At 34.7% G+C, this 15,272-nt stretch carries 16 protein-coding genes (1 of these 16 running past the window's edge); 10 read left to right on the top strand and 6 right to left on the bottom strand.

The window, feature by feature from the left end:
• The 3 genes from JO950_RS09950 to smpB form a co-directional block, all read right to left on the bottom strand.
• Positions 1–996, bottom strand: the 5' portion of a protein-coding gene (locus tag JO950_RS09950; protein ID WP_202702502.1) for a Fic family protein. It extends 54 nt beyond the left edge of the window; the window shows 996 of its 1,050 coding nt (coding positions 1–996); the start codon lies at positions 994–996; its stop codon lies off the left edge, out of view.
• Between the two features lie 85 nt (positions 997–1,081).
• Complete coding sequence (locus JO950_RS09945; protein WP_237732329.1) at positions 1,082–1,255, bottom strand: hypothetical protein; 174 nt, start codon at positions 1,253–1,255, stop codon at positions 1,082–1,084.
• 43 nt (positions 1,256–1,298) lie between these two features.
• Entirely contained in the window at positions 1,299–1,754 is a 456-nt protein-coding gene (gene smpB, locus JO950_RS09940; protein ID WP_017497111.1) for an SsrA-binding protein SmpB, read from the bottom strand.
• A 141-nt stretch (positions 1,755–1,895) separates the two neighbouring features.
• Here smpB and JO950_RS09935 point away from each other — a divergent pair, with 141 nt between their 5' ends.
• Entirely contained in the window at positions 1,896–2,534 is a 639-nt protein-coding gene (locus JO950_RS09935) for an outer membrane beta-barrel protein (protein WP_202702501.1), read from the top strand.
• A 102-nt stretch (positions 2,535–2,636) separates the two neighbouring features.
• Positions 2,637–2,864, top strand: a complete 228-nt coding sequence (locus JO950_RS09930) for a VF530 family DNA-binding protein (RefSeq protein ID WP_070908521.1) — start codon at positions 2,637–2,639, stop codon at positions 2,862–2,864.
• 1 nt (position 2,865) lies between these two features.
• Here the strand turns inward: JO950_RS09930 and JO950_RS09925 are convergent, their stop codons facing one another.
• From JO950_RS09925 to JO950_RS09915, 3 genes are all read right to left on the bottom strand, one after another.
• On the bottom strand, positions 2,866–3,420 hold the full coding sequence (locus JO950_RS09925; protein WP_202702500.1) for a DUF3575 domain-containing protein: 555 nt from the start codon (positions 3,418–3,420) through the stop codon (positions 2,866–2,868).
• A 127-nt stretch (positions 3,421–3,547) separates the two neighbouring features.
• Entirely contained in the window at positions 3,548–4,105 is a 558-nt protein-coding gene (locus tag JO950_RS09920; protein ID WP_202702499.1) for a GNAT family N-acetyltransferase, read from the bottom strand.
• 11 nt (positions 4,106–4,116) lie between these two features.
• Positions 4,117–4,968: an aldose 1-epimerase family protein gene (locus JO950_RS09915; protein ID WP_202702498.1), complete on the bottom strand. Its 852-nt coding sequence runs from the start codon at positions 4,966–4,968 to the stop codon at positions 4,117–4,119.
• A gap of 185 nt (positions 4,969–5,153) precedes the next feature.
• On the opposite strand from JO950_RS09915, the gene JO950_RS09910 reads away from it, so the two are divergent.
• The 8 genes from JO950_RS09910 (at position 5,154) to JO950_RS09875 (ending at position 15,223) form a co-directional block, all read left to right on the top strand.
• Complete coding sequence (locus JO950_RS09910) at positions 5,154–7,424, top strand: M1 family metallopeptidase (protein WP_202702497.1); 2,271 nt, start codon at positions 5,154–5,156, stop codon at positions 7,422–7,424.
• A gap of 468 nt (positions 7,425–7,892) precedes the next feature.
• Positions 7,893–8,534 (top strand): GNAT family N-acetyltransferase, encoded by a 642-nt coding sequence (locus JO950_RS09905; RefSeq protein WP_017497103.1) that lies wholly within the window; start codon positions 7,893–7,895, stop codon positions 8,532–8,534.
• 66 nt (positions 8,535–8,600) lie between these two features.
• A complete protein-coding gene (locus JO950_RS09900) occupies positions 8,601–9,794 on the top strand; it encodes an argininosuccinate synthase (RefSeq protein WP_017497102.1) in 1,194 nt (397 codons plus the stop codon).
• Positions 9,787–10,764, top strand: a complete 978-nt coding sequence (argC, locus tag JO950_RS09895) for an N-acetyl-gamma-glutamyl-phosphate reductase (RefSeq protein WP_202702496.1) — start codon at positions 9,787–9,789, stop codon at positions 10,762–10,764. The genes JO950_RS09900 and argC overlap by 8 nt, the downstream gene beginning before the upstream one ends.
• Before the next feature lie 78 nt (positions 10,765–10,842).
• A complete protein-coding gene (locus tag JO950_RS09890) occupies positions 10,843–11,982 on the top strand; it encodes an aspartate aminotransferase family protein (RefSeq protein ID WP_202702495.1) in 1,140 nt (379 codons plus the stop codon).
• A gap of 87 nt (positions 11,983–12,069) precedes the next feature.
• Complete coding sequence (locus tag JO950_RS09885) at positions 12,070–13,263, top strand: glutamate-5-semialdehyde dehydrogenase (RefSeq protein WP_202702494.1); 1,194 nt, start codon at positions 12,070–12,072, stop codon at positions 13,261–13,263.
• A 162-nt stretch (positions 13,264–13,425) separates the two neighbouring features.
• Positions 13,426–14,187, top strand: coding sequence for a glutamate 5-kinase (proB, locus tag JO950_RS09880; protein WP_202702493.1), 762 nt, complete (start codon positions 13,426–13,428; stop codon positions 14,185–14,187).
• Positions 14,188–14,275: 88 nt separating this feature from the next.
• Complete coding sequence (locus JO950_RS09875) at positions 14,276–15,223, top strand: N-acetylornithine carbamoyltransferase (RefSeq protein WP_202702492.1); 948 nt, start codon at positions 14,276–14,278, stop codon at positions 15,221–15,223.
• Positions 15,224–15,272 lie beyond the last annotated feature (49 nt).

Here is a 15,272-nt window from a genome sequence, read left to right as displayed (position 1 = left end):
GATAAAGAATAAAAAATCTTCTTTGTCTTTTTTTGTTTGAGCGGTTTCCAGAGATTGATAGTATTGCATTCTATTTTCATAATCTCCTTTTATATTGGCAATCAGATAACCTTTTTGCATTAAAATTAAATTCATGACTAATCTGGAGGTTCTGCCGTTTCCATCAATAAAAGGGTGAATTGTAACTAGTCTTTCGTGCATTTCGGCTGCAAGAATAACCGGATGTAGTTTATTTTTGTTGATTTCATACCAAATAAAATACTCTTCCATTTCCTTTGCAACTAAAAAAGGCTGTGGAGGCATGTGACTGCTTCCCTGAATCATGACCTGTACTTTTCGATAACGACCTGCATCTTCTGGAATTATACCTCGCAAAATTAAATTATGGATAGATAAAAGATCGCGTTCATTTAAGCTGTTGCTTTTTTGCATTAAATCTTTGATAAAACCAATCGCTTCCTGATGATTAATGGTTTCAAGATGCTCTCTCATGCTTTTTCCTGAAATAGTCAAACCTTCGTTGATGACCATATCGGTTTCGCGAAGCGTCATGGTATTTCCTTCAATTCGATTGCTTTCAAAAGTATATTCGAGTTCAAGTGCCTGACTGATTTTATAGCTATCAAACTGTCTGTAAGTATCCAGTTTTTCTTTTAAAACATCTATTTCACTAAGGATTTTTTCTAAAGTGGTTGATAATTTTAATTTGGAGACTGTTTTATTGTATTTGATTTCTTTCTCTGCAACTTCAAGCGCTTTTAAAGCAAATTCATCATCACCAATTTCATATAGAATTTTTTCCTTCAGCCATGCGATCATTAAAGTTTCATAGTCTATTTCTAGAAGTTGAGATAGCTTAACAATTTGATCTTTGGTCGGTTTTCGCGAACCGCTTTCAAATTTGCTTATTAAAGCCTGATCGATGCCAAGTAGTTGTGCTACTTCGCGGGTTTTTAGACCTTTTTGTTCTCTTGCATTTTTAAGGAGCGATTTCATTTTTATTTTATTTAATTTGTCTTGACAAATTTAGTCATAATTTTAATGAAAAAAAAGCAATATTTTAATATTGCTTTTCAAAATACTATTTAGGAGGGAGTGAACCGTCTTTTTTCATTTCTTTTACCACTGCTTGCATAATTGCATCAACGGTTTGACCAAGGTTGGTAACATATCCTGATTTAGTAGTACCTGTCCAGATTAGTTTATTGTTTTTCTTAAGGTTAAATTGTTTATAGTAAAAATAACGATAAAACATCAATAAAAGCCTATTTGTTAAGGTTTTACAGGAGGTTTGTTTTTTAGTTGTATGCTTTTTTAATTCGGTCCAGATCGCGTTTCGTATCTTGTTCTTTTAAAGATTCACGCTTGTCGTAGTTTTTCTTTCCTTTACAAAGACCAATTTGCAGTTTAGCAAGTCCTTTTTCGTTGGTAAATAATTTCAAAGGAACAATAGTAAGTCCTTTTGCCTGAACATTTTTATGCAAGGTTTTGAGCTCCTTTTTGTTTAGAAGTAATTTTCTTTCGCTTCTGGATTTATGATTGAATTGATTGCCAAAAGAATACTCTTCAATATAGGTATTAATGGCAAAGAGTTCCATATTGTTAAATTCGCAAAAGCTTTCAGTAATATTAGCTTTACCTAGTCGTATGGATTTAATTTCGGTTCCCGACAAAACAATTCCCGCAGTATAAGTATCGATTATTTCATAATCAAACCGGGCTCTTTTATTAAGTATATTGACTGTTTTTAACATAGTGTACAAATGTAAAACAAAAATGAAAAACTTTAATAAAATCTGAAAGAATTAAAGTTTTTTTTTAATCTATGATTTTGATCATACCTAAAGAAAATGCTTACGTATAAGTTTGTTGAATAATTTAAAACATACTAAAACATGAAAAAAATTTTAACATTAGTAAGTATTGCATTTATTAGCTTAACCGCAAAAGCTCAGGATGCAAATCAGGGCTTAAAAGGAACCTGGTTCGCAACATCGCAATTTGGTTATCAACAAACTAAAACTGGCGACGTTAAGAATACAAATCTTTCTGTATTGCCAATTGTAGGGACATTTGTAACGCCTTCCGTTGCAGTAGGAGCGGGATTTGGTATTATTAACATAAAAGCTGATGCAAAAGCCGGAACTGTGGCAAAAACAGATTTGCTTGTTATTCAGCCGTTGGCTAGAAAATATTGGAATGTTGCGGGTTCGTTGTACTTCTTTGGGCAATTGGCAGCTCCTATTATCACAGGAAAAGAGAAAGAAAGTGATTTGAAGATTAGTCAATATGGCTTATCAGTTTCGGGAGGGTTTGATTATTTTATTAGTAAAAATTTCTCGGTTGAGTTTTCATACGATCTGGCAAACTTTACGTCAACAACATTGGAGCCTAAAAGCGGTGAGAAAACCACAGTAACCAATTTCGGATTAGCACATGTGGCAAATGTTGATCCTTTTTACAACACTGCTTTGGCCGGAAGCAGACCAAATTTGACTTCTCCACTTTCATTTGGGTTTAAGTTTCTGTTTTAAACAAACGATGGGAGTAGATGTAAATTAATTTAGTAGTTTTGTAAAAAAAAGACCGTGCTTTTTGAAAGTACGGTCTTTTTAATAATTATTTAAAAGTATAAAATGCAAAATCAATCGAAAGATCCTTTACATGGTATAACGCTTCAGAAAATAGTAGAAGCATTAGTAGAATACTATGGCTTTGATACTCTGGCAGAATTAATTCCGATAAAGTGCTTTATTTCAAATCCAAGTGTAAAATCAAGTTTGACTTTTTTAAGAAAAACCGATTGGGCACGAAAGAAAGTGGAAGATTTGTATGTAAAATCACTGCCTAAATTGGCGAAGTAACTTATAGTTTATAAGAAATCATAACACCTCCGCGGTATGGAAGCCATTCGCCGCTTTTGTTCCAGTTTTGCGTTTTTTCATATCTTCCCGGAGTTCCATCATTGTAGTATCCATGATAGAAACCTTGGTGCCAGCCACCTCCTGCAAAAATATCCAGTAAAAATTTATCGTTTAATTTAATATTGTATCCAACTGTAACTCCTAAACGATAACCAAAACCGTCTTCGTAATGGTTTGATCCCCAATAGTTCCATTTTTGAATTTGATAAATATCTGGTCCTGCATGGCCACCGACGTAAAAACCTTTATAGTTTTCTTTAAAATGATAACGAAGTTCAGGTGTTAGTGTGTAGATTTTCATTGGACTATGTCCGTTAAAAGACTCCCAAAATGATGCCATTACGTCAACACTAAAAGTTAGATTTTTTCCAATACTGGTTTCAACTCCAACATTTGGCACTGCCAATAAAGCGGTTGCAGTATTAAACTTAATAAAAGTCTGACTTTGAGACTGAATTGAAAAGAAAAGAACAAGGGCAATAAAGATTTTTTTCATAAAACGGGCTTTCGTGATGTCGAAATAAGCTCTTTTTTCTTATTTCGACTGCAAATATAACGCAAACCAATAGTTACTATTATCCGGAATCATTAATTTAACAGGAATATTTTTTGTTCAAAAAAATCTAATGTTTTTTATTGCTTAATAATGAGTAGATTACGCTATCAATGAACTTGCCATCATAAAATTCACATTCTTTAAAATGTCCTTCTTTTACAAAGCCACACTTTTGTAATACTTTCTCAGAGGCATAATTTTCAGGGTCAATTACTGCTTCAATCGAATGCAATTTTAATTCTTCAAAACCATAAGTGATCAATCCGTTTACTGATTCCGGGATGATCCCTTTTCCATGAAATTCAGGTAGTAAAATATAGCCTATTTCGGCACGATGATGCTCTGGCTGCATTCTGTAATAACCAATGATTCCCAGTAACTTAGAGTTGTCTTTTAGAGTAATTCCCCAATTGATTCCTTCATTTGCGACAATTTTGTCCTCAATCATCTTAATATGTGCTAAGGCATCTTCAGCATCTTTGACTAAGGGACGAGGGATGAATTTCATTGTTTCAGGATTTGAACGCAATTCGAAAACTTCATTGACGTCGTCATTTGTGATTCTTCGTAAAAGCAAACGTTCTGTTTCGATTACAGGGAATGGAGTAAAATTAAATTCCAGCATTTTTTTGTAGATTATAATATTGATATACTAAATTTTGAAGTAAAGTTTTGATTGGCTTCTAAAACTAAAATCCCTTCTTTTTCGAATAAATTTCCCGAATTTTCATCGGTGTCAGAGTATCCAAGCCAGGGCTCTATACAAATAAAAGGAGCTTGTGGTTTTGTCCAGATTCCTAAACTCGGAAAATCTTCAAAATCAACTTTGACATAGGGTTTGGAGTTTTGAATAAGCGTTAGCGATTTTGATTCTAGGGTTTTAAAAATTAATGCGTCGTTTTCGAATAATTGGTAGTCAAACGGAATTAATCCATTTTTATTTTTCAAGGTTTCTGTTTGACTAGAAATCAAATCATTCTCTAAAAGATAATATTCTAAAACTTCTTGTTTTTCGAATTGGAATGCATAATTTTTAAAATCTCCTGGTAATGCTATCGCTGGATGAGCTCCAATCGAAAATGGCATTTTGGTTTTTCCTGTGTTGATTACTTTGTACTCAATATTTAAAGTGGTGTTTTCAACGCTGTAAATAAGCTGTAGTTCAAATTCAAAAGGATATTTTTGGAGTGTTTCGGTATTTGATTTTAGAGCAAAGATTGCACTGTTTTCATTTTTGTTGATCAATTGAAAGTCCATATCGCGGGCAAAACCGTGCCTCGGCAATTGGTATTCTTTTTCATCAATCGTATAAGTGTTGTTTTTCAGGGTGCCCACAATCGGGAAAAGTACCGGAGAATGTTTGCCCCAGAAGTCTGGATTACCTTCCCATATGTATTCTTTATTTTGATTGTCTTTTAATGAAAATAATTCTGCTCCAGAATGTTTTATTGAGACGCTTATCGCTGAATTGTTTATAGTTGTATTCAAAGTGTTTGAAATTGAAAAAGATTACTGATATGTTGATGTAAATATATTTTATAAATTTTATTTTTTAGGAAAATAGCTTAAAATATTTTTTGCATAAAATTTTGCTAAAATTGGATTTACGTTTTATAATTTCTCTGTAAATAGCTTTTTTTTTCATTAATTTGCTACATAAACAGCTAAAAATTATGAAAAAACAATCCTCAAAAGCCTTATTAACCATGGCTTTGTTTGTTGGAGTTTCTTCTGTCTGGGCACAGCAAACACCTCCTGCAACAGTAGTAAATCCTGTTAACAATTACGATTACCACGATGCGTTTGGGCCAAATTTTTATACCAAAAATGGGACACCAACGCGCTCTGCAAACGGTCAGCCGGGAGTTGAATATTGGCAAAATAGAGCCGATTATCAGATAACGGCAAAATTAAACGGAACTACAAATGAGATTACCGGTACAGATGAAATTACCTATACCAATAATAGTCCGGAAAAAATGTCATTTGTATGGTTGAATTTAGATCAGAATTTATTCAAAAGTGATTCAAGAGGGAATGCGGTGGTGCCGCTATCAGGAAGCCGTAACGGTGCTCAGGGACAGGTTTTTGGTGGAGGAAACAAAATTAAATCAGTTAAAGTAATTTCAGGTGGAAAGAAAAAGACTGAAATTGAAGCAAAATATGTAGTTACAGATACCAGAATGCAGATATTTCTTCCGGAAACATTAGCATCAAAAGGGGGAGCTGTAAAAATTAAAATTGAGTTTTCTTTCATTGCGCCTTTTGAAGGATCGGACAGAATGGGAGTTTTGGAAACTAAAAACGGTAAAATTTTTACAATTGCGCAATGGTATCCGCGTATGTGTGTGTACGATGACGTAAAAGGATGGAATACTGCCCCTTACTTGGGTGCATCAGAGTTTTATTTAGAGTATGGAAATTTTGATGTAAAACTAACGGTACCTGCAAATCATTATGTTGTGGGATCGGGAGAATTAATAAATGGAGCAGAAGTATTGCCTGCAGAACAACTTAAGCGTTATAAAGAAGCGGGGCAAAGCGATAAAACCGTAACAATTCGTTCTGCCGAAGAAGTTGCTGCAACAGCAAATTCAAAAACAACAGGAGAGAAAACATGGCATTATCAAATAAAAAATGCTCGTGATTTTTCATGGGCTTCTTCGGCTGCTTTTGTTTTAGACGGTGCCAAAATTAATCTGCCTAGTGGTAAAAAGGCATTGGCTTTATCAGCTTATCCGGTAGAAAGTGGCGGAAAAGAAGCTTACGGGCGTTCTACTGAATATGTAAAAGCATCTATTGAGCACTATTCTAAAAAATGGTTTGAATATCCTTATCCGGTGGCCACAAACGTTGCAGGAAATGAAGGAGGAATGGAGTATCCTGGTATTGTGTTTTGTAGCTGGGAGTCAAAAGGACAAGATTTATGGGGGGTAACCGATCATGAATTTGGACATATCTGGTTTCCTATGATTGTAGGTTCAAACGAAAGATTGTTTGCCTGGATGGATGAAGGATTTAATACTTTTATTAATTCATTAAGCACTGAGGAATTTAATAAGGGCGAATATAAAGAAGCGCCATCGAATTTGCACAAATTAGCAGAGCCATTCACAAGACCGGATCTGGAAACTATAATGAGTTCTCCTGATAATATGAAAGAGGCTAATATTGGGATGCTGTGTTATTTTAAGCCGGGTTCTGGTTTGGTAATTTTAAGAGAGCAGATTTTAGGAAAAGAGCGTTTTGATCTTGCTTTCCGTACTTATATCGAACGTTGGGCTTATAAACATCCTCAGCCGGATGATTTCTTCCGATCAATGGAAAACGTTGCAGGTGAAGATTTAAGCTGGTTCTGGAGAAGTTGGTTTGTAAACAATTGGCGCTTTAATCAGGGGATCAATTCAATTAAGTACATAAAAAATGATCCGTCAAAGGGAGTTGCAATCACAGTTGAGAATTTCGATAAAATGCCTATGCCGGTTATTTTAGATGTGAAAACTAAAAGCGGGAAAGTGACAAGAGTTAAATTGCCTGTTGAAGTTTGGCAACGTAACAATGTTTGGACGTTTAAACACAATTCTACTGAAGAAATAGAAAGTATCATGCTTGATCCGGATCATGTTTTTCCGGACAATAATGATGCTAATAATGTTTGGACAGCCAGCAACGGTAAAATAGAAAAAGATGTAGTTTTGGATGGTTATTTAGGAACCTACTCAACTTCAAAAGCTCCTTTGAAAATCGATTTTACAGAAAAGAATAATGCATTGAATGTTCTGATTACTAACTATCCGAAGTTTACAGTAAAGGCGGTAGAAAATGAAAAAGATGTCTTTCAATCAGCTGAAGCCGGACTAAAGTTCAAATTTAATGAGGCTAAAACAGGTTTTGATATGATTATTTTGAGTAGCGGTGATGCAATACCGTTTACTAAAAATTAAAATATAAAAAAGTAAATACTTAAGAACCCGATAGTTATTTTTAACTATCGGGTTTTTTATGGGCCAATATTAACATTCTGTAAAAAAAATGTTAGAATTTTATTTTTTTGTTTTGTAAATAAAAAAATAGTGTACTTTTGCAGTCGATGAATAAAATAAGTTTACATATAACTTCTTTGTCACGGACAAACTCAGCTGTAACTTCTCCCGAAGTACGGACACTATCTCTATAGTATCCACAGAGTTTTTCGCCGCGTATTTATTTATATTCATTTTTCATTTTGAAATCACATCATTTGTCCATTGGACAAACATATCCTAAAAGTATATATTGTTTTTTAAATTTTCTTAATCAAGTTTTTGATTTTGAGAATGTTACTTCTATTTTACTTATTTTTATTGGATTGAATTCAGGATTTCAAACTAAACAATACGTTTTAATTTTTAACTCTAACTTCAACTATTGAAATGAAAATCTCTATTGTTGTTACTCAGGAAGAACACTTCAAATTCGCACAGGAAATTTGCGATACAATAGAATCATCAGCCTTGTTAAGAGGCACCGGGATTGCTAAAAGGACTCCTGAATACATTCAGAAAAAAATGTCGAATGGTGATGCGATGATTGCTTTGGCAGACGGAAAATTTGCAGGTTTTTGTTACATCGAAAGTTGGGAGCACGGAAAGTTTGTTGCTCATTCCGGCTTAATTGTGCATCCGGATTACAGAAGTTTAGGCTTAGCCAAAAAAATCAAATCAAAAGTTTTCGATTATTCTCTGGAAAGATATCCTGATGCCAAGATATTTGGTATTACAACTGGTTTGGCTGTTATGAAAATAAATTCTGATTTAGGATATAAACCTGTACCTTTTTCTGAACTGACTACCGATCCAAGTTTTTGGGCTGGATGTAAAACCTGTACGAATTACGAAATTTTAAAAAGCAAAGAAAACAAAATGTGTCTTTGTACAGGGATGTTGCATGACCCGAAAGACAAACAAAAAGATCCGCCAAAACACCCATTTAACGTAGCAGTTTTAAGCAGATTGAAAAAAATCAAACAAGCTTTGTTCCTGAATAAAACATTGTTTTTCGGGTTCTTATCTTAAAAAATAAACTAAAAATTAGAATCTCAAACTTGCTAAATACGAAAGTATTGGCCTAAATTATAAAAAATGAAAAAAGTTGTATTAGCTTATAGTGGAGGATTAGATACCTCGTATTGTTTGAAATATTTAAAAAATGAAAAAGGATACGAAGTTCATACGGTTCTGGTAGATACAGGAGGATTTGATGAAGAAGAATTGTCAGCTATCGAAAAGAGAGCGTATGAATTAGGAAGTGCACAACACGCAAACCTAACAATTGTAGACAAATATTATGACAAAGCTATAAAATATTTGATTTTTGGAAACGTGTTAAAAAACAATACATATCCATTATCAGTGAGCGCTGAACGTGTTTTTCAGGCAATTGAAGCGATCAAATATGCTAAAAAAGTTGGAGCAAGTGCCATTGCACACGGAAGTACGGGTGCAGGAAATGATCAAATCCGTTTCGATTTGATTTTCCAGACTATTGCTCCCGAAATTGAAATCATTACTCCAATTAGAGATTTAAAACTTTCAAGACAAGAAGAAGTAGATTATTTGTCTAAAAATGGAGTGCATTATTCTTGGGAGAAAGCACAATATTCAATTAACAAAGGACTTTGGGGAACTAGTGTTGGAGGTAAAGAAACCTTAACGTCAAGTGAACCTCTGCCAAGTGAAGCTTATCCTTCACAATTGCAAAAAGAAGGAGAAGAAAAAGTGACTTTGCATTTTGAGCAGGGAGAATTAGTGGCATTAAACGGTAAAAAAGATGTTCCTGAAAAAAATATTGTCAAACTTGAAAAGCTGGCAAATGCTTATGCTATCGGGAGAGACATTCACGTAGGTGATACGATTATCGGAATTAAAGGAAGAGTTGGTTTTGAAGCCGCTGCACCTTTAATTATTATCAAAGCCCATCATTTATTAGAGAAACATACACTTGGTAAATGGCAGCAATATTGGAAAGAACAATTAGGAAATTGGTACGGAATGTTATTCCATGAAGGGCAGTTTTTAGATCCGGTAATGCGTAATATCGAAACCTTTTTGCAGGATACTCAAAAAACAGTCAACGGAACTGTAACAGTTTCGCTAAAACCTTATCATTTTTCACTTGATGGAATTGAATCTAAAAATGATTTAATGAATACAGGTTTTGGTCAGTATGGAGAAATGAATAATGCGTGGACATCTGACGATGCAAAAGGATTTATTAAGATTTTAGGTAATGCTCAAAACATATTTTCATCTGTAAACCATTTAGATCATGATTAATATCGGAATAATTGGTGGCTCAGGCTATACAGCCGGAGAGCTCATCAGAATCTTAATGTATCATCCCAAAGTAAACATCGATTTTGTTTACAGTACAACCAATTCAGGAAAACCACTTTCTGTAGCGCATCAGGATTTGATGGGAGACATCGAAATGAACTTTACAGATGTGGTTAATCCGAATGTAAATGTGGTGTTTCTATGTCTTGGTCACGGAAAATCTATTTCGTTTTTGAAAGAGAATCAGTTTGCAAGCCACACGAAAATCATCGATCTGGGAAATGATTTCAGATTGAACAAAGATGCCCATTTTGAAGGAAAAGATTTTGTTTATGGTCTTCCGGAATTGAATAAACCGGCGATCAAAAAGGCAAATTATATTGCAAATCCGGGTTGTTTTGCTACAGCGATCCAATTGGCTCTGCTGCCTTTAGCAAACAGTGATCTGTTGCTTAATGATGTACATATTAATGCAACAACCGGAAGTACCGGAGCGGGAGTGGGACTTTCAGAAACGTCTCATTTTAGCTGGAGAAACAACAATATGTCACATTACAAAGCTTTCGAACACCAGCATTTGGGAGAAATTGGGGAAAGCATAGTTCAGTTACAAGATGATTTTGAAAGTGAATTACTCTTTATTCCAAACAGAGGAGATTTTCCAAGAGGAATTTTTGCCACACTTTATACCATTTCTGATGAAAGTCTGGAACAGACGGTATCCAGATACGAAGAATTCTATAAAAATGAGCCTTTTGTGACTGTGACAACGACAAACATCAATATGAAACAAGTTGTTCAGACGAACAAATGTATCATTAGTTTAATGAAAAAAGGAAACCGGATTCTGATCACTTCAATTATTGATAATTTAACCAAAGGTGCTTCAGGACAAGCCATTCAAAACATGAATTTAATGTTCGGATTAGAAGAAACCACCGGTTTAAAATTGAAACCAAGCGGATTTTAAATTGTTGGTTAAGCGGTTAATCGTTAATTCGGTTAATCGATTAAACAAATCAACGATTAAACAATTAAACAAAAACAAATGAACTTATTCAACGTTTACCCATTATACGACATCACTCCGGTTAAAGCTATAGATTGTACAATTGTAGATGACAAAGGAGTAGAATACTTAGATTTGTACAGCGGACATGGTGTAATTTCGATTGGCCATACACAACCGGATTACGTAACTAAATTAAAGAACCAATTGGATCAGTTAGGGTTTTATTCCAACGCGATTCAGAATCCATTACAGGTAGAGCTGGCTCAGAAATTAGGAAAGCTTTCCGGATTAGAAGATTATGAATTGTTTTTATGCAGTTCTGGTGCTGAAGCCAACGAAAATGCATTAAAATTAGCTTCTTTTCATAACGGAAAATCAAGAGTTGTAGCTTTTGATAATTCTTTTCACGGGAGAACCTCTGCAGCAGTTGCGGTTACTGATAATAAAAAAATTGTTGCGCCAATAAATGCGCAACAGGAAGTTACTTTTTTACCCCTAAATCAAATCGAATTAGTTGAGGCAGAACTTGCAAAAGGTGATGTTACAGCAGTAATTATAGAAGGAATTCAAGGAGTAGGAGGTTTAGACGAGGGAACAACCGAATTTTTTCAGGCTTTGGAAAAAGTCTGTAAAAAGCATGATGTGGTTCTGATTTTAGACGAAGTGCAGTCAGGATATGGAAGAAGTGGGAAATTTTTCGCCTTCCAACATCACGGAATTAATGCTGACATTATTTCGGTTGCCAAAGGAATGGGGAATGGTTTTCCCGTTGGAGCTATTTTAATCTCTCCAAAATTTGAAGCAAGTTTCGGATTGTTGGGAACCACTTTTGGAGGTAGTCATTTATCATGTGCTGCAGGAATTGCGGTGCTGGATGTAATTGAAAAACTGGAGTTGCAGAAGAATGTAAACGAAGTTTCAGCTTATTTCTTAGAAAAAATTAAAGAAGTTGAAGGAATTAAAAAAGTAAAAGGAAAAGGTTTGATGCTTGGAGTAGAATTTGATTTTGATGTAGCAGCTTTAAGGAAAAAACTAATCATCGAAAAACACATTTTTACAGGAAGTGCCAACAACAAAAATCTACTTAGAATTTTACCGCCGCTTACCGTAAAAAAAGCAGACATTGATACGTTTGTAAAAGCTTTAAAAGAGAGTTTGGAAGAACTTAAAAATTAAAGTTTAACCATATACTGTTAATTTGTTTAATCGTTGATTTGATTAATCGATTACATGAATTAACAACTAACCAATTAAACCAAAAAAATGAACCCATTATCAATTGAAAAACGTAATCTGGTTTTGCGTGCTATGGCGCAGCTGGTCGAGCAGGAGCGGAACCAGATTATCTTAACCAATCAGGAAGATCTTGCTGATTATGACGGCTCAGACTTAGCAATGGAAGAGCGTTTAAAGGTAGATGATAAAAAAGTGGATGAAATGATTGTATCACTCAATCAACTGGCTTCACAAGAAGATCCGGTTGGAGTTGAACGTTTTCATTTTATTCATGATAATGGCATAAAAGTGATTAACAAAACGGCCGCTTTCGGGACGATTTTAATCATTTACGAATCCCGCCCCGATGTTACAATCGAAGCCGGGGGAATAGCTTTTAAATCAGGAAATAAGATTTTATTGAAAGGAGGAAAAGAAGCTTTAAAATCGAATTTGAAAATTGTGAGTCTATGGCATCAGGCTTTAGAGAGAAATGGAGTTTCGAAGGACTGGGTGGAATATTTGAATTTTAATCGCGCAGAGACTCAGACCTTTTTAGAAAAACCAACTCAAAAAGTAGATTTAATTGTTCCAAGAGGAGGAGAAAAGTTAATTGAGTTTGTAAAAGCACATGCCACTTGCCCGGTTATTGTAAGCGGACGAGGAAATAACTTTGTTTACGTTCATGAAAAAGCAGATACAGATTTGGCTTTGAAAATCATTATAAATGCCAAAACCTCTAAAATTTCAGCCTGTAACGCAGTCGATAAGGTTTTAATAGATTCGAAACTACCCAATTTTGAAGGATTTGCAGCTATTTTAATCGAAGAATTAAAACAGTATAAAGTAGAAGTAATTGTTGATGAGTCGCTAAAAAGTTTTGAAGATACAGAAACACTTCAAAGCGAAGATATTTGGTACGAGGAATTTCTGGATTATAAAATAGTAATCGGAAGCATTGATTCTGAAGAAAAGGCAATCGAAAAAATAAATAAATATTGTGGAGGACACTCGGCAGTAATTATTACAAGAGACGATAAGGCAGCACAGGAATTTATGGATGCCGTGGATACTGCAGCCGTTTATCAAAATGCCTCAACACGTTTTACAGATGGAGGTCAGTTTGGCCTGGGAGGAGAATTAGCGATAAGTACTGATAAATTGCATCAGCGGGGTCCTATCGGACTTCAGCATCTCGTAACCAATAAATGGTACGTGTATGGAGAAGGGCAAATTAGGTAATTGAGGCAATTAGATAATTAGAAAATTAGATTGTTAGACTTCTTAGAATATTAGACTTTAAATTATTGGAATTTATCAAAAACAAAGCTTTGCGAACTTTGCGTTTGTAAACACAAACAGCATAAAAAAACTTTGCGCACTTTGCGGTAAAAAAAATACAGCATGTCAAAAAAGCGGATTTTATTAAAAATTGGAAGTAATACTTTAACCAAAGAAACCAATCATATTTCACGGGGAAAGATTGAAGACCTCGGAATGCAGATTGCAGCTTTAAACAAAGAATACGAGTTTGTAATTGTGAGTTCCGGAGCAATTGCAGCGGCAAAGCAATTTGTAAAGCTCGAAAGTAAAGGAAAAGAAATTGTAGTGAAACAAGCGTTAGCTTCAATTGGCCAACCCCATTTGATGCGGATTTTTCATGAGAATTTCAGCGATTTAGGTTTGTTGACTTCGCAGTGTTTATTGTCTTATTCTGATTTCGAGAAAGAGCAGTCTAAAGTCAATATTGTCAATACCATAAACGTTTTGGTAGAAAACAATTACATTCCGATTATTAATGAAAATGATACGGTTGCCACAGATGAGATTCGGTTTGGAGACAACGATAAATTGGCAGCACTGACAGCCGTTCTTTTAAATGTTGATATTCTGATTATTGCTACCAATACAAATGGGATTTATACCAAAGATTCTATTCACGATGAAATTCCGAAAACGATCAAATTGGTACAGGATTTAAAAATATTGGAAAAAGAAATTGGAGAATCAAAATCATCACATGGAACAGGAGGGATGCAGTCGAAGATAGAAGCTGCCGCAATTGCAAAAGCAGCCAATATTGAAACCTGGATCGTAAATGGACTAGATGATAATTTTATTTTAAAGGCTTTAAAGGATGAGATACCTTTTACTAAAATAATCTAATGAGTCAATTAGAAAATTAGTTAATTAGATAATACACAATTATCCAATTTTCTAATTATCACATTATCTAAATTAAAAAGAAAAAACAATGAATTACATTTCAATACAAGATATCGACTCCTTATCAAAATGGGTAAAAGGGGCGTTAAAAATTAAAAAGAACCCGCTTAAAAATCAGGCCTTAGGGAAGAATAAAACCTTAGGGATGTTATTTTTCAATCCAAGTTTAAGAACGCGTTTGAGCACTCAGAAGGCAGCTCTAAACTTAGGGATGAATGTTATGGTGATGAATTTTACCAACGAAGGCTGGACGTTAGAATTCGAAGACGGAGCCATTATGGATTCCGGTGCGTCAGAGCACATTAAAGAAGCTGCAGAAGTAGTGTCTCAGTATTGCGATATTATTGCCATTCGTGCTTTCGCAGGTCTGGCAGACAAAGAAAAAGATTATGCTGAAACAGTAATTTCAGGGTTTTTGAAACATGCAACCGTACCCATAGTTAATATGGAAAGTGCTGTTCGTCATCCGATGCAGTCTTTGGCGGATGCTATTACCATGGAAGAATACAAAACCAAGCATAAACCCAAGGTAGTACTTTCCTGGGCGCCTCACCCGAAAGCTTTGCCACAGGCTGTTGCCAATTCATTCGTAGAAATGATGCAAATGCAAAAAGATATGGATTTTGTAATCACACACCCCGAAGGTTACGAACTTAGCCCCGAAATCACAAAAGACTGTAAAATAGAACACGATCAAGACAAAGCGTTTGAGAATGCCGATTTCGTATACGTAAAAAACTGGAGCAATTTTAACGATTACGGAAAAGTAACCAATACAGATCCAAACTGGACTGTTACGGCCGAGAAAATGGCTTTAACTAACAATGGGAAATTCATGCATTGTCTTCCTGTTCGTCGTAACGTTATTGTAAGCGATGAAGTGCTTGACGGTAAGAATTCAATTGTAATTCAGCAAGCCAATAATAGAACGTATTCAGCACAGTTAGTTTTACAGAAGATTTTGAAGAAATTATAATTTTTTGAGGTACTAAGGTTCTGAGTTTCTAAGATGCTAAGAAACGGCC

Source organism: Flavobacterium sp. UGB4466 (assembly GCF_903469665.1).
Taxonomy (GTDB): Bacteria; Bacteroidota; Bacteroidia; order Flavobacteriales; family Flavobacteriaceae; genus Flavobacterium; species Flavobacterium lipolyticum.
The sequence above is the reverse complement of the archived record's forward strand: the minus strand, read 5'-3'. Positions and strand labels throughout refer to the sequence as shown.

What these genes read in the sequence shown, in the direction of transcription:
- JO950_RS09945 (WP_237732329.1), bottom strand. Translation starts at nt 1,255, where the DNA reads ATGTTTTATCGTTATTTTTACTATAAACAATTTAACCTTAAGAAAAAC.
- smpB (WP_017497111.1), bottom strand. Translation starts at nt 1,754, where the DNA reads ATGTTAAAAACAGTCAATATACTTAATAAAAGAGCCCGGTTTGATTAT.
- JO950_RS09935 (WP_202702501.1), top strand. Translation starts at nt 1,896, where the DNA reads ATGAAAAAAATTTTAACATTAGTAAGTATTGCATTTATTAGCTTAACC.
- JO950_RS09930 (WP_070908521.1), top strand. Translation starts at nt 2,637, where the DNA reads ATGCAAAATCAATCGAAAGATCCTTTACATGGTATAACGCTTCAGAAA.
- JO950_RS09925 (WP_202702500.1), bottom strand. Translation starts at nt 3,420, where the DNA reads ATGAAAAAAATCTTTATTGCCCTTGTTCTTTTCTTTTCAATTCAGTCT.
- JO950_RS09920 (WP_202702499.1), bottom strand. Translation starts at nt 4,105, where the DNA reads ATGCTGGAATTTAATTTTACTCCATTCCCTGTAATCGAAACAGAACGT.
- JO950_RS09910 (WP_202702497.1), top strand. Translation starts at nt 5,154, where the DNA reads ATGAAAAAACAATCCTCAAAAGCCTTATTAACCATGGCTTTGTTTGTT.
- JO950_RS09905 (WP_017497103.1), top strand. Translation starts at nt 7,893, where the DNA reads ATGAAAATCTCTATTGTTGTTACTCAGGAAGAACACTTCAAATTCGCA.
- JO950_RS09900 (WP_017497102.1), top strand. Translation starts at nt 8,601, where the DNA reads ATGAAAAAAGTTGTATTAGCTTATAGTGGAGGATTAGATACCTCGTAT.
- argC (WP_202702496.1), top strand. Translation starts at nt 9,787, where the DNA reads ATGATTAATATCGGAATAATTGGTGGCTCAGGCTATACAGCCGGAGAG.
- JO950_RS09890 (WP_202702495.1), top strand. Translation starts at nt 10,843, where the DNA reads ATGAACTTATTCAACGTTTACCCATTATACGACATCACTCCGGTTAAA.
- JO950_RS09885 (WP_202702494.1), top strand. Translation starts at nt 12,070, where the DNA reads ATGAACCCATTATCAATTGAAAAACGTAATCTGGTTTTGCGTGCTATG.
- proB (WP_202702493.1), top strand. Translation starts at nt 13,426, where the DNA reads ATGTCAAAAAAGCGGATTTTATTAAAAATTGGAAGTAATACTTTAACC.
- JO950_RS09875 (WP_202702492.1), top strand. Translation starts at nt 14,276, where the DNA reads ATGAATTACATTTCAATACAAGATATCGACTCCTTATCAAAATGGGTA.